The 13955-nt window shown below is 71.0% G+C and carries 12 protein-coding genes; 9 read left to right on the top strand and 3 right to left on the bottom strand.

What is annotated here, in order from left to right:
* The first annotated feature begins 41 nt into the window (after positions 1-41).
* From ACN6LB_RS11415 to ACN6LB_RS11395, 5 genes are all read left to right on the top strand, one after another.
* Positions 42-821, top strand: coding sequence for a DeoR/GlpR family DNA-binding transcription regulator (locus ACN6LB_RS11415; RefSeq protein WP_445025714.1), 780 nt, complete (start codon positions 42-44; stop codon positions 819-821).
* A gap of 178 nt (positions 822-999) precedes the next feature.
* A complete protein-coding gene (locus ACN6LB_RS11410) occupies positions 1000-3210 on the top strand; it encodes an MMPL family transporter (RefSeq protein WP_445025713.1) in 2211 nt (736 codons plus the stop codon).
* A 179-nt stretch (positions 3211-3389) separates the two neighbouring features.
* Entirely contained in the window at positions 3390-4601 is a 1212-nt protein-coding gene (locus ACN6LB_RS11405) for a sensor histidine kinase (protein WP_445025712.1), read from the top strand.
* Positions 4598-5278 carry a response regulator transcription factor gene (locus ACN6LB_RS11400; RefSeq protein ID WP_445025711.1) on the top strand — a complete coding sequence of 227 codons (681 nt, stop codon included), beginning with the start codon at positions 4598-4600 and terminating at the stop codon, positions 5276-5278. The genes ACN6LB_RS11405 and ACN6LB_RS11400 overlap by 4 nt, the downstream gene beginning before the upstream one ends.
* A gap of 125 nt (positions 5279-5403) precedes the next feature.
* Positions 5404-6471 carry an AraC family transcriptional regulator gene (locus ACN6LB_RS11395; RefSeq protein WP_445025710.1) on the top strand — a complete coding sequence of 356 codons (1068 nt, stop codon included), beginning with the start codon at positions 5404-5406 and terminating at the stop codon, positions 6469-6471.
* A gap of 20 nt (positions 6472-6491) precedes the next feature.
* Here the strand turns inward: ACN6LB_RS11395 and ACN6LB_RS11390 are convergent, their stop codons facing one another.
* The 3 genes from ACN6LB_RS11390 to ACN6LB_RS11380 are packed head-to-tail and all read right to left on the bottom strand — an operon-like array spanning position 6492 to position 10158.
* On the bottom strand, positions 6492-7916 hold the full coding sequence (locus ACN6LB_RS11390; RefSeq protein ID WP_445025709.1) for an aldehyde dehydrogenase family protein: 1425 nt from the start codon (positions 7914-7916) through the stop codon (positions 6492-6494).
* On the bottom strand, positions 7913-8788 hold the full coding sequence (locus ACN6LB_RS11385) for an SDR family NAD(P)-dependent oxidoreductase (RefSeq protein ID WP_445025708.1): 876 nt from the start codon (positions 8786-8788) through the stop codon (positions 7913-7915). Before ACN6LB_RS11385 ends, ACN6LB_RS11390 begins: the two co-directional genes overlap by 4 nt.
* Positions 8785-10158: a flavin-containing monooxygenase gene (locus tag ACN6LB_RS11380; protein ID WP_445025707.1), complete on the bottom strand. Its 1374-nt coding sequence runs from the start codon at positions 10156-10158 to the stop codon at positions 8785-8787. Before ACN6LB_RS11380 ends, ACN6LB_RS11385 begins: the two co-directional genes overlap by 4 nt.
* A gap of 249 nt (positions 10159-10407) precedes the next feature.
* Here ACN6LB_RS11380 and ACN6LB_RS11375 point away from each other — a divergent pair, with 249 nt between their 5' ends.
* From ACN6LB_RS11375 to ACN6LB_RS11360, 4 genes are all read left to right on the top strand, one after another.
* Positions 10408-11691, top strand: coding sequence for a right-handed parallel beta-helix repeat-containing protein (locus tag ACN6LB_RS11375; protein WP_445025706.1), 1284 nt, complete (start codon positions 10408-10410; stop codon positions 11689-11691).
* Between the two features lie 92 nt (positions 11692-11783).
* On the top strand, positions 11784-12614 hold the full coding sequence (locus ACN6LB_RS11370) for a M55 family metallopeptidase (RefSeq protein ID WP_445025705.1): 831 nt from the start codon (positions 11784-11786) through the stop codon (positions 12612-12614).
* 19 nt (positions 12615-12633) lie between these two features.
* Positions 12634-13149, top strand: coding sequence for a DUF4760 domain-containing protein (locus tag ACN6LB_RS11365; RefSeq protein WP_356144078.1), 516 nt, complete (start codon positions 12634-12636; stop codon positions 13147-13149).
* Positions 13150-13419: 270 nt separating this feature from the next.
* The gene (locus tag ACN6LB_RS11360) at positions 13420-13836 is read left to right on the top strand and encodes a pyridoxamine 5'-phosphate oxidase family protein (RefSeq protein ID WP_356144076.1); all 417 of its coding nucleotides are present in this window, start codon (positions 13420-13422) and stop codon (positions 13834-13836) included.
* Positions 13837-13955 lie beyond the last annotated feature (119 nt).

Below are 13955 nucleotides of genomic sequence, written 5' to 3'. Positions count from 1 at the left end.
GTGCGCTAGGGTCGCGGAAGATCGAGGAACGGAGAGTGCGGATGTCGCGCGACGCCCGCTGGAAGACCCTGCTGGAACTGCTCGTGGAGCGGGGCCGGTTGGACGTCGAGGAGGCCGCGGCCGAGCTGGCCGTGTCCGCCGCGACGATCCGGCGCGACTTCGACCAGCTCGCCGAGCAGCAGATGCTCGTGCGCACCCGGGGCGGCGCGGTCGTGCACGGCGTCTCCTACGAGCTGCCGCTGCGCTACAAGACCGCCCGCCACGCCTCCGAGAAACAACGCATCGCCAAGGCGGTGGCCGATCTCATCGCCCCCGGCGAGGCAGTGGGCCTCACCGGCGGAACGACCACCACCGAGGTGGCCCGGGCGCTGGCCGTGCGCAGTGATCTCGCGTCCGGCTCCCCCGCGCTCACCGTGGTCACCAACGCGCTCAACATCGCCAACGAGCTGGCCGTACGCCCTCAGTTCAAGATCGTGGTGACGGGCGGGGTCGCACGTCCGCAGTCGTACGAGCTGATCGGCCCCCTCGCGGACGGCGTCCTCGGCCAGATCACCCTCGACGTGGCCGTGCTCGGTGTCGTCGCCTTCGACGTCGAGCACGGCGCCGCCGCCCACGACGAGGCGGAGGCCGCGATCAACCGGCTGCTGTGCGAGCGCGCCGAGCGTGTGGTTGTCGCCGCCGACTCCAGCAAGCTGGGCCGGCGTGCCTTCGCCCGGATCTGCGCCGCCGAGTCGGTGAACACGCTGGTGACCGACGCGGCTGTGGACGAGGACACGGTCCACCGCTTCGAGGAGGCCGGGATCCGGGTCGTCGTGGTCTGACGCGCCCCGCCGTCCCCGTCTTTGTCCCCGGCGTCGTCTCCGCCCTGAGAGGTACGGGACGGGCACCGTGTACTGCGATCTCAGTACGCCGGATTGTCGGCAGGCGCACGACGACGGGGCGGGGGTCCTGACGGGAGCCTTGAGAGGTTCCCGAATCAGATGTGGAGACCTCCGCCCCATGGCTACTTTCCTCTATCGGCTGGGCCGTCTGGCCTTCCGGCGGCGCTGGTATGTCGCCCTGCTCTGGGTGGCGGTGCTCGGCGCCGTCGGCGCGGGAGCGGCCCCCGCGCCCGCCGCCCCCGACGAGGCGTCCTCCATGTCCGGCATCGAATCCCAGAAGGCGTTCGACCTGCTGGAGCAGCGGTTCCCGGGCTCGGCGGCCAACGGCGCCGGTGCCCGAGTCGTGTTCGTCGCCCCCGACGGGCAGAAGGTCACCGCGACCGACAACCGGGCGGTGATCGAGAAGTTCGTGACCGAGGCCTCCGACGGCTCACAGGTCTCCGGTGCGGTGAACCCCTTCCAGGCGAAGGCGGTGAGCAAGGACGCCTCGACCGCGTACTCGACCGTCAGCTTCAAGACCAAGGCCGACGACCTCACCGACACCAGCAAGCAGCACCTGGAGAGCGCCATCGACCAGGCCCGGGACGCGGGCCTGACCGTCGAGGTGGGCGGCGACGCGCTGGCCACCAAGCCCGCGGCGGGCGGCAGCGCCGAGGCCATCGGCATCGCCATCGCCGCCCTCGTCCTGCTGATCACCTTCGGGTCGATGGCCGCGGCCGGGCTCCCGCTGCTGACCGCTGTCCTCGGCGTCGGCATCAGCATGGCGTCGATCATGGCCCTGGCCAGTGTCTTCGGCCTGTCCGCGACCACCGGCACACTGGCCAGCATGCTGGGCCTGGCCTGCGGCATCGACTACGCCCTGTTCATCGTCTCCCGCTACCGCGAGGAACGCGCCAAGGGACGCACGCCCGAGGAGTCCGCGGGTCTGGCCGCCGGCACCGCCGGATCCGCCGTCGTCTTCGCCGGACTCACCGTGGTCATCGCGCTCGCCGGACTCTCCGTGGTCGGCATCCCGATGCTCACCAAGATGGGCCTGGCCGCCTCGGGCGCCGTGGTCATCGGCGTCCTCATCTCGCTCACCCTCGTCCCGGCCCTGCTCGGCTTCTGGCCGAACGCCGTGCTCTCGCGCCGCTCCCGCAAGCGCGGCCGTACCGAGGCGGGCGGGGAGAACAACGGCGGCAGCCGCTGGGCCCGGTTCGTGCTGCGCCGTCCCGTCCCCGTGCTCCTGCTCAGCGTCGTGGGTCTCGGCGCGGTCGCGCTGCCGGTGATGGACCTGCAGCTCGGCATGCCCGGCGACGAGGCCAAGTCCACCTCGACCACCGAGCGCCGCGCCTACGACGACCTCGCGGACGGCTTCGGACCCGGATTCAACGGCCCGCTGACCATCGTCGTGGACGCCAAGGGAGCCCCCGACGCCAAGGCAGCCGTGCGGACGATCACCGAGAAGGTCGGCGCCACCGAGGGCGTGGTCTCCGTCTCCCCGGCCCGGTTCAACCCCGCGGGCGACACCGCGGTCTTCTCCGCCACCCCCTCCACCGGGCCCGCCGACGAGAAGACGAAGGACCTCGTCCACACCATCCGTGACGAACGCCCGGCGATCGACTCCACGACCGGGGCGACGTTCAAGGTCACCGGTACCACCGCGGTGAACATCGACGTCGCCCAGAAGGTCCAGGACGCGCTGATCCCGTACCTGATCGTGGTGGTGGGCCTGGCCATCGTCCTGCTGATGGTGGTCTTCCGGTCCGTCCTCGTCCCGATCAAGGCGGCCGCCGGCTTCCTCCTGTCGGTGCTCGCCGCTCTCGGCTCCGTCGTCGCGGTCTTCCAGTGGGGCTGGGGCGCCGGCCTCCTCGGCGTCGAGGAGACCGGTCCGATCATGAGCATGATGCCGATCTTCCTGGTGGGCATCGTCTTCGGTCTCGCCATGGACTACGAGGTCTTCCTCGTCGCCCGTATGCGGGAGGCCTACGTCCACGGGGACCGGCCCGCGCAGGCGATCACCACCGGGTTCCGGCACAGCGCCCGGGTCGTGGTCGCGGCCGCGCTGATCATGATGGCGGTGTTCTCCGGGTTCATCGGAGCCGGCGAATCCATGATCAAGATGATCGGCTTCGGGCTCGCCATCGCCGTCCTGTTCGACGCGTTCGTCGTCCGTATGGCCTTCGTGCCCGCCGTCCTCGCCCTCCTCGGCGACCGCGCCTGGTGGCTGCCCCGCCTGCTCGACAAGGCGCTGCCCAACATCGATGTGGAGGGCGAGGCACTCACCCGCCACTCCGATCCCGCCCCGGCCCCGGCCGGCGACACCGACCGGGAGACGGCGCGCGTCTGACCCCCGGGACACGCGCCGGAGGGCCGCCTGTGCGACGACACGGGCGGCCCTCCTCGGCCGTGCTCCGGCACGGGGCGGGCCAGGACCTCGTCGGCGGTACGGCGACACCTGCCGCCCTCGTCCCCCGTGCGGGCCCGGCGTCGTCCACCATGGACGCAGTCCTTCGACCGGAGAAAGCAATGACCATCAGCCTGGAGCGGTACTCGGGCCGTCATCCGCGCCTCGCCGACTCGGCGGCCGCGCTGGCGCTGCTCGGATTCGCTCTTCTCGGTGCCGCGCTCAGCGCGCCGGGGGCGCAGCAGCCGCACCGGATCATGCCCTCCGCGCTGCTGTCGGGCCTCGCCTGTCTGACTCTCATGTGGCACCGCCGGCACCCGCGCACCGTCGTCGTGGTCACCCTCGGCTGCGCCATGGCCGCCAGCGTCCTGGGTTATCTTCTCAACCCGCTGCTGCTCGCCCCGGTCATGGCGGCGATGTACTGGCTGGCCCTGCACACGGACCGCAGGACCACCCGTCTCTTCCTCGGCGGGGCCGTCGTCACGATGACGGTGACCACCGTGCTCGCCGACCCGGGCGAGCACCCACTGATCCTGAGGACCATCGGCCCCGCCTTCTGGATACTGCTGCCGGTGGCCTCCGGCAGCGCGGCCCGGCTCCGGCACGCCTACTGGGAGGCCGTACAGGCCCGCGCCACCTACGCCGAGCGCTCCCGCGAGGAGGAGGCCCGGCTGCGCGTCGCCGAGGAGCGCATGCGCATCGCCCGTGAACTGCACGACGTCGTCGCCCACCACATGGCCCTCGCCAACGCCCAGGCCGGCACCGCCAAGCACCTCGCACGCAGCCACCCCGAGCAGGCCGAGAAGATCCTCGGCACACTCGCCGACACCACCTCGTCCGCTCTGCGCGAGCTCAAGGCCACCGTCGGCCTGCTGCGCCAGGCGAACGACACCGACGCCCCGCTGGAGCCGGCCCCCGGGCTCGTCCGGCTCCCCGAACTGACCGCCGCCTGCCGCAGCGCGGGCGTCAAGGTCACCGTCAGCACCGAGGGCACGGTCCGGCCGCTGTCACCGGGCGTGGACCTGACCGCGTTCCGCATCGTGCAGGAGGCGCTCACCAACGTCACCAAGCACGCCGCGGCGGCCACGGTGCAGGTCGGGCTCGCCTACACGCACGACCGGCTGACCATCACGGTCACCGACGACGGAGCCGGGACGGCCCCCGCCGCCCCTGCCCCGGGGCACGGCTTCGGTCTCATCGGCATGCGCGAACGCGCCCAGTCCGTCGGCGGTGACCTGCGAGCGGGCCGTCGCCCCGACGGCGGTTTCGAAGTCATGACAGCGCTGCCGCTGCACACCCCCACCGCCCGATCGGAAGAAGACCCCCGCACATGACCATCCGTGTCCTGCTCGCCGACGACCAGGCCCTGCTGCGGGCGACGTTCCGGATCCTCATCGACTCCTGCGACGACCTGGAGGTGGTGGCGGAGGCCGCCGACGGCGAGGAGGCGGTCGAGCTCACCCGGGTCCACCACCCCGACGTCGTCCTCATGGACATCCGTATGCCCGGCACCGACGGCCTGGCGGCCACCACCACCCTCTGCGCGGACCCGGCGCTGGCCGCCACCCGCGTGCTGATCCTCACCACGTTCGAGACCGACGAGTACGTCGCCCGGGCCCTGCGCGCCGGAGCCAGCGGATTCCTCGGCAAGGACGTGGGCGCCGACGAACTCCTCGACGGCATCCGCACGGTGGCCTCCGGCGACTCCCTCCTGTCCGCCACGGCCACCCGCACCCTGATCACCCGCTTCCTCGCCGCCCCCGAGCCCGGCGCCCACCTCGCCCCGCCCGAGCGCCTCGCCGCCCTCACCGCCCGCGAACGCGAGGTGCTGGCCCTGGTCGCCGAGGGCAAGTCCAACACCGAGGTCGCCGAGGTCCTCTTCGTGAGCCCCCTGACCGTCCGCACCCACGTGCAGCGCGCCATGACCAAGCTCCACGCCCGCGACCGCGCCCAACTGGTCGTCATCGCCTACCAGTCGGGCTTCGTGCGCGCCACACCACCACCGAACTGAGCCCGGCGGCTCCGTCACACCGGGGCGTCGGCGGCCGGATGGGGGGCTTCGGCGGCCAGCACCACGACCGGTGGGGGTCCCACTGTCTAGAGTGGGTCCACAAAGCCCTGGTGAGAGGGAAAGCGATGCCCGATGCTCCCGATCAGGCGAACCATCCGGGAACCAGCCGCAGCACCTCGGCGACCATCCAGCCGAACATCCTGCGCTACCTCGCCGTGGTCGCCGAGGAATACCGCGTCGACCTGAGGCCGCTGCTGACAGGCGTGGGGCTGGACGAGGACGTGATGCGTTCGGCGGAACTGCGGGTGTCGTACCGGCAGGGCAGTGCCGTGATCCGCCGGGCCGTGGAACTGACCGGCACGGAGCACCTGGGCCTGCGCGTGGGTGCCGCACAGCACCTGACCTCATGGGGGCTTCTCGGGCTCGCCCTGATGGCCGGCGACACCCTGCGGGACGCCGTGGAGACGGGGGTGCGGTTTCAGAACCTGTCGGGGGCGATGGTGGTCTGGTCGGCCGAGGCCGAGGACACCGGTTACGTCGTACGCGCCGATCTGCCGGACCCCGCCCTCGATCCGGCCGTCGCGGACTTCCTTGTCCAGGAGGCGTTCTCCAGTGTCGTCACGCTGACCCGGCTGGCCGTGGGCGCCGAATTCGCGCCCCGGTCGGTGGATTTCGCCTTCGCCGCCCCGCGGGACGCGCGCCTGTTCCAGGAGTTGTTCCGCTGTCCGGTGCGTTTCGCGGCCGACCGCAACCGTCTGGTGATTCCCCGTGGATGGGCCGGGCGGGCCATGCCGGGCCGGGACCCGGTGACGTACGCCGCCGTCCTGGAGCTGCTGGAGGCCGAGATGGCTTCCCGCCGCGACCAGCAGGAACTGCTGGAGGTGCTGGAGGTCTCGATCGCGCAGAGCCTCCCTGCCGTCCCCTCCTTCGTCGAGCAGGCCCGCCGGCACGCTTCGAGCGAGCGCACGTTGCGCCGCCGGCTGGCCGAGTGCGGCACGACGTACGAGGCCGTGGTCGACGGGGTGCGGCGCGAGCGGGTGGAGCACCTGCTGCGCCGCCCCGCGCTGACCTTGCGGGAGGTGGCCCGCCAGGTGGGTTTCTCCGACGTACGCGCCCTGCGGCGGGCCGTGCACCGCTGGCACGGTGTGGCCCCGCTGCAGCTGCGCGGCGACTTGCGGGAGCGGGAGCCCTGACCGTATGCCGCCGTGGGGGTTCAACGGGTGCGGATCCAGATCGTTTTCTCCCGGGTCCACTGGTCGAAGGCGGTGGTGGATTTCTCCGCGCCGCCGAACCCCGACTGCTTCCAGCCACCGAAGGGGGTGGTGATGTCGCCCTCGCTGTACGCGTTCACGGAGACCACACCGGCCTGAATGCCGTGCGCCAGGCGGAACGCGGCGTCGAGATCGCGGGTCCACACGGAGGCGGCGAGTCCGTACTCGGTCGCGTTCGCCGTGCGGACGGCTTCGGCCTCGGAGGTGAAGGTCTGGATGGTGACGACCGGACCGAACAGCTCCCGGGTCAGGACATCGCTGCCCTCGGGTGCGCCGGTGATCACCGTGGGCGGGTAGTAGGCGCCCCGCGCCGGCAGGCCGTGGGGCAGCCCGGCGGTGTGGATCTGCGCCCCGGCGGCCCGGGCGCGGTCCACTGCGTCGGCGACCCGCTTGAAGGCGGCATGGCTGATCAACGGGCCTATCCGGGTGGCGGGTTGGGCCGGATCTCCGATGACCAGGTCCTTCGCGGCGGCGGTGAAGCGGGCGGTGACCTCGTCGGCGATGTCGCGGTGGACCAGCACCCGTGAGCCGGCCGTGCAGTTCTGACCTGTCGTCAGAAAGGCGGCCTCGATCATGTGGTCGATGAGCTCGTCGCCGAAGCCGAGCGCGTCGGGCATCAGCACCTGCGGGCTCTTGCCGCCCATCTCCAGCGAGACCCGCTTGAAGTTGGTCTCCGCCGCGTCGGCCAGGATGCGCCGCCCGACGGCGGTGGAGCCGGTGAAGGACAACGCCCCCACCAACGGGTCGCGGGCGAGCGCGGTGCCGGCGACGGCGCCGTGACCGGGCAGTACCGTGAGCACACCCTCCGGCAGGCCCGCCTCCGCCGCCAGCGCGGCCAGGTGCAGGGTTGAGCGGGGTGTCGCCTCGGCGGGCTTGAGCAGCAGGCTGTTGCCCGCGGCGAGAGCCGGTCCGACCTTCCAACTCGTCATGGCCAGGGGGTAGTTCCACGGCAGGATGGCCGCGGCCACCCCGACGGGCTCCCGGCTCACCAGCCCCATCTGGTCGTGCCCGGCGGGGGCGATCCGGCCGAAGACCTTGTCGACGGCCTCCGCGAACCAGCGGATCGACTCGATCGCGCCGGGTACGTCGCCGGTCCGGCACTCGGTGATCGGTTTGCCCGCGTCCTCGCTGTCCAGGTGGGCGAGGACCTCGGCGTCGCGCTCCATCAGGTCGGCGAGACGCAACAGCACCGCGGCGCGCTCGCGCGGTGTCCGCCGCGACCACACGCCGCTTTCGAAGACCCGCTGGGCGTGCTCGGCGGCCCGCTTGACCTCGTACGCGGTCGAGGCGGGCAGGGTGGCGATCAGTTCACCGGTGGCGGGGTTGACGACGCGCAGCGCATCAACTGCCGTACGGGGCTTGGTCATGCTTCCTCCACCAGTTCCCAACGGCCGTCGGTGCGACGTGCCAGTCCTCTGCGGCGCAGGTCCTCCAGATAGCGCGCCAGGCCTCGCTCGCCGCGCCTGCGGAACAGCGGGAAGAGCCGGGGCAGCACATTCGGCGCCAGCATCGCGAGCCGCACCAGGCGGGACTCGCTCGGCCGCGGATAGACCTCGAGCCTGGGTCTGTCCAGCAGGCCGACCACGGCCGTGACGACGTCGGAGGGCTGCTGGGGCGGGTCCTGGAACTGCATCGAATTGCCGCCGTCCACCGCTTCCTGGCGCAGCATCCGGGTGTCGGTCGCCGACGGCAGGACCGAGCCGGCCCGGATGCCCTTGTCCCGCAGGTCGAGCGCGATGGAGAGCATCGCGCCGCGGAGCCCGAACTTCGAGGCGGTGTAGATCGGGGTCTCGCCGAGCGGGAAGATCCCGCCGAGGGACACCGTGGTGACGACCCGGGCATCGTCGGAGGCCCGCAGCAGCGGGATCGCGATTCTGGTGGCGACGAGCGGGGAGAGCAGGTTGAGGTCGAGCTCTCGCTCGATGCTCTCGACGCTGCGCACGTCGAAGCGTTCGGCACTGGTCATGCCGACGTTGTTCACGAGGACGTCCAGGCGGCCGTGGTCCGTGGCGATCCGGTCGAACAGTTCTTCCACCGCGTCGCGGTCGAGGAGGTCGCAACCGATCCCGAGGTGCCCGGCGCCGGGGAGTTCGGCCGCGACCTTCCTGGCCCTGGCCTCGTCGATGTCGACGACGACGCATTGGGCGCCGCCGGAGGCGAAGCGTCGGCACAGGGCGCTGCCGATGCCGCCCGCGCCGCCCGTCACCGCGATCACCTTGCCGCGGAAGTCGAAGCTCACGAGACCACCGCCTCGGACGAGTGCTGCGCGGACGCCTCGTCGTTGCGCGCCGGCCCCGCGGGCGGCGGGTGGCCCTCGGTGCGCCAGCCCATCCGGGAGGCGACCTTGGCGAGATACTTCACAATGGCGCCGCTGTCGACGTAGCCGGTGTGGCGGGGCGAGGCGACGAACTTCAGGCCGCCGGTCAGGTCCGGGCGGTCGCCGCGGATCATGCGGGCGAACAGCTCGGCGTTCGGCAGCTTCGCCTGCGTGTCGTGGATGTATCCGGCGATCAACTGCGCCTGGCTGTCGAAGAGTTGGTAGGCCCCGGAGTTGGTCTCCACGAAGCCGACGCCGAACAGGCCGTGGTGCTCGCGCGAGAACGCCGACAGGTACAGGTCGGGGTGCTGTTCGTCGCCGAAGTACTTCTGCGCGGCGGGCACCTTGTGCACGTATCCGGTCGCCAGCAGGATCAGGTCGAAGTCGTCGCTGGTGCCGTCGGTGAAGTGCACCGTCCTGCCGTCGGTGCGGACGATTGCGGGCCTGGCCGTGATGTCGCCGTGCTGCAGATGATGGATCAGCATCGAGTTGACCGCGGGGTGGGTCTCGAACAGCTTGTGGTCGGGCTTTTGCAGGCCGAGGCGGCGCGGGTCGCCGTTGATGATCCTCAACAGCGCGCCGAAGACCCGCTGTTCGAGCCACATGGGCAGCTTCGGGCCGGACGCGGCGATCGTGTCCACCGGGCGGCCGAACAGGTGCTTGGGGATGAACCAGTAGCCGCGCCGCATGCTGATCACCGCATGGTCGGCGAACCGGGCCGCGTCGCAGGCGATGTCGCAGCCCGAGTTCCCGGCGCCCACGACCAGCACTCGCTTGCCGCGCAGCTCGTCGCCGCTGCGATAGCCGACGGTGTGGCGGATCTCGCCGCTGAACTCCCCCGGCAGATCGGGGATGTTGGGGTGCCACTGAGAGCCCGTGCACATCACGACCTGGCCGTGGACGCTCTCGCGTCCGTCGGACCGGGTGACCGTCCAGGTCCCGTCGGTGTTCTTCGCCACGTCGCGGACCTCGACGCCGAACTCGATCCGCTCCTTCAGCCCGTACGCCTCGGCGAACGAGGTGAGATAGGAAAGGATCTGCCGGTGCGGCGGGTAATCCGCGAAATGGTCGGGCATCGGCCAGCCGCCGAATGCGGAGAGGCTCCTGCTGGAAATGAAGTGCGCCGACTCGTACATCGGGCTGCCCGGGTTGTCGATGTCCCACACGCCTCCCGGCCCGGTGTGCCGCTCCAGGTGCGTGTAGGGCAGACCGCGCTCGGTGAGGGCTCTCGCGACGGCCAGCCCGGCCGGTCCCGCTCCTATCACGCATGTGTCGTACTGGGAATCCTGCACGAATCCGCCGCCCTTCCTCATGGCGTCTGTGACGCTTCGCCGGTGTTGGTGGAAACCTATTCACCGGGAATTCAGCGGGAACTGACCTGCGCGGCCAGAGAGGGGACCCCAGCGGCCATACGGCTGCCGCCCCGAACGGGCGCCCGGACGAGCACCCGCACCCGGCAACCTTCCGCCCCTGGGCGACCACTGCCTCCCGAAGAGCCGTCGAAGCGTTGAAGCAGGCCGATGCGAACAGCGGGAGGACGCATGCGCCGTACGAGCAGATTCATCGGAGCGGGAGCGGGAGCAGGAGCAGGAGCGGTAAGAGGCAGCACAGGAGCACGGGCATGGGCAGGGGCGGTGCTGGGCGCCGCGCTGTCGGCGTTGGCGGTACCGGCGCCGGCCGCGGCGGACGGGGCAGCCGCCGCTGCCACCCCGACCATCGTCGTGGCCGTGAACGGCGACGACACGGCGGCGGGCACCCTGGCCCATCCCTTGCGCACGATCCAGAAGGCCGTGGACATGGCGCAGCCCGGCGCCGTGATCGCCGTGCGCGCCGGCACGTACGCCCTCACGGACAACATCACGATCACCAGGTCGGGCACGGCGTCCCAGCCGATCTCGCTGGGCGCGTATCCGGGCGAGCGGGTCGTGATCGACGGTGAGCGACTGCCCGCGAGCCACACCCCCGTGGGCGGCAGCATCCCGCGCGCCGAGCGCGGCGCCGTCCACCAGGAGGCCTCCTACTGGCGGCTGTCCGGCCTGGAGATCGTGGACGGCCCGTACGGCGTCTACTGCGACGGCTGCAACAACAACGTCTTCTCCGCCCTGACGACCCACGACAACTACGAATCCGGCTTCCAGCTCCAGGGCGCCTCCAGCAACAACCGGATTCTCGACCTGGACAGTTACGCCAACCGGGACCCGCGAAAGAACGGCGAGAGTGCGGACGGTCTCGCCATCAAGGAAGGGAGCGGCACGGGCAATGTGGTGCGGGGCGCACGATTGTGGAACAACGTCGACGACGGCTTCGACACCTGGAAGTTCGCCTCCCCCATATTGATCGAGAACACCATCGCGTACGGCAACGGCTTCAACCGCTGGAACTTCCCCGACTTCGCCGGAGACGGCAACGGCTTCAAACTCGGCGGTGGCAGCCCGGCCCCCGCCGTCGCCCACACCGTGCGCAATTCCCTCGCGTTCCAGAACGCGGCGCACGGCTTCACCGACAACGGCAACGCGGGGGCGCTCACGCTGAGCCGCGACACGACGTACGCGAACAAGGGCACCGGATTCGACGTCGATGTCTCCGGCGGCAAGGCCACCCTCACGGGCAACCTGTCCCTCGTGGACGGACGCGCCGTCGCCCTCGGGTCCGGCACCACGTCAAGCGGTAACTCCTGGGATCTGGGCGGGACTTGGAACGCGTCCTCTGTCCTGAGCACGGACCCGAGCGCCCTCACCGGCGCGCGGAGGCCGGACGGCTCCCTCCCGTCCGCCCCGTCGTTCCTCGTGCCCCGCAGCGGGGTGAGCATCGGCGCCCGCTTCTGACCACGGGCGCCACCGGATCCCGGGCCGGGAACCGCTCGCGGCCTGGGGGACGTCCCCTCAGTGATCATGAAGGTTACCGAGGGGCGGACACCGTGCGGATCTACATCAGCGCCGACATGGAAGGCATCACGGGGCTCGTCGACGCCGACGACGTCCAGCCGGGCGGCCGGGACTACGAACGCGGGCGGCTGATGATGGCGGAGGACGTCAACGCGGCCGTACGCGGTGCGGTCGCGGTCGGCGCCTGCGACATCATCGTCAACGACGCCCACGGACCCATGCGCAACCTCCTGCCCGAGACCGTCGATCCGCGCGCCCGTCTTCTGCGCGGCAAGCCGAAGCAGATGGGCATGGTCGAAGGTCTTACCGCCGAGCACGACGCCATGATCTGTGTCGGCTACCACGCGCGCGCCGGCACGCTCGGCGTGCTCAGCCACAGCTTCATGGGTCATGAGATCGAGGACATGTGGCTGGACGGGCGGCCGGTCGGCGAGATCGGGCTCGCGCAGGCCACGGCGGCGGCGTTCGGCGTGCCCGTGGTGGTCCTCACCGGCGACGACACCGCCTGTGCGGAGATCTCCGCGTGGGACGACTCGGTCACCACGGTCGCCGTCAAGTACGCGCACGACCGCTTCACCGCTCAGGTGCGTCCGGCCGACGAGACACGCCGGGCCATCGAGGAAGCGGTGAGCGCACGCCTCTCCGCGCCGATCAACCCTCCTGCCACGCCGCCGACTTCGTCCACTCTCGCCGTGCGCTGGCAGTCGGCCTCGGTGGCCGCCACGCTGCTGGGCATCCCCGGAGTCACCACCAAGGACAGCCGCACCGTCCAGGCGCAGGGCCAACTTCCGGCTCTGTACCGTCAGTTCTGTGTGTGGATGCGGGTGGCGACATCCCTGACCAATCAGCCGCCGTACTGCTGAAGGGGAATAACCTCTGTCCGTGGACGGATCCCTGATGCTGAATCTCCTGGCCCTGGCCGTGTCGATCGGCGCCTTGACCACCTCGGTAGCGGCGTCGCGCAGGCAGTTGCGGCTGGCGCACAACTCCAACGTGCTGCCGATCATCATCGAGATGTTCAAGGAGACCCGCACCACGGACTTCCTGAGGTCCGTCGAGTACATCCGTTCCGAGTTGAGCGCTCAGCACGTCCACACCGACGGATACCGGCATCTGCCGGTCGAGCCCAGGGAGCACATACGGCGTGTGGGCCAGTTCTACGACGACATCGGCAAACTCGTCGCGCACGGCGTGGTCGACGAACGGCTCGTGCTCGGCTCCTACAGCGTCAACGTCCAGCGCATGTGGCAGGCGCTGGCGCCGTACATCTACAGCGAGCGCGCTCAGCACGGCACCCTCACCATGACCTACTTCGAGGACCTGGCTGCTCGCGCGCGGCTGACCCCCGGCCCGGAGATTCACACGGACCTCGGCCTGCGTCGGCTGCCGCCCGTCTAGGGCCCCACCCCGGGCCTCCCGCACATCCCGCCCCGGAGGGATCGAGCCAGGCGCGGATGCTTCGATAGGGCCGACCGGCCCACGTATCGGCCCATGTGACCCCTGGAGGGGCACCCGCGCCCCAGGAGATCATGCAAGGGGCCCGTGGACGGGACGGGCGTACGCCCTCGTCATTCCGTCCGCGGAGAGAGGGTTGCCGAAGGTGATCGCAGTCGTGGGAGACCGGGGGCTCGCCGAGCGTCGGTGTGCGGGGCGGGCCGAGGGGGCGTCGTGAGCGCCGGCCCGCCTCCCCAGGTGCGCATGGTCGAACTGGGCCGCCACGAGGCCCTGAAACTGCTGGGCAGCGCGCAGTTGGGCCGGGTGGCCTTCACCGACCAGGCGCTGCCCGCGATCCGGCCGGTCAACCACGTCATGGACGGCGACACCATCGTGATCCGCACCCACAGCGGTTCGGCCCTGCTGAAACGCACGCTGGACTCCGAGGTCGTGGCCTACGAGGCCGATCTGCTCGACCCCGCGGCCCGCACCGGCTGGAGCGTGGTCGTCACCGGCATCGCGACCCGGGTGTCGGACCCCGACGACCTGGCCCGCTACCAGGCGCTGCTGGTCCCATGGGTCGACGCCGAGATGGGACATGTGGTGTGCATTCAGCCGGACATCGTGAGCGGGTATCGGCTGGAACGCTGAGGCGGGCGGACGCGGCGCATCAGGCCCCGGGTCGTTGTCCACGTCCGAGAAGTTGATCGCCACCCGCACCCGGCAGGCCGTGCCGCCGGGGAACCAGCCACTCGACGCCACCCGCAGCG

This window comes from Streptomyces sp. SAS_270 (assembly GCF_052543295.1).
The sequence above is the reverse complement of the archived record's forward strand: the minus strand, read 5'-3'. Positions and strand labels throughout refer to the sequence as shown.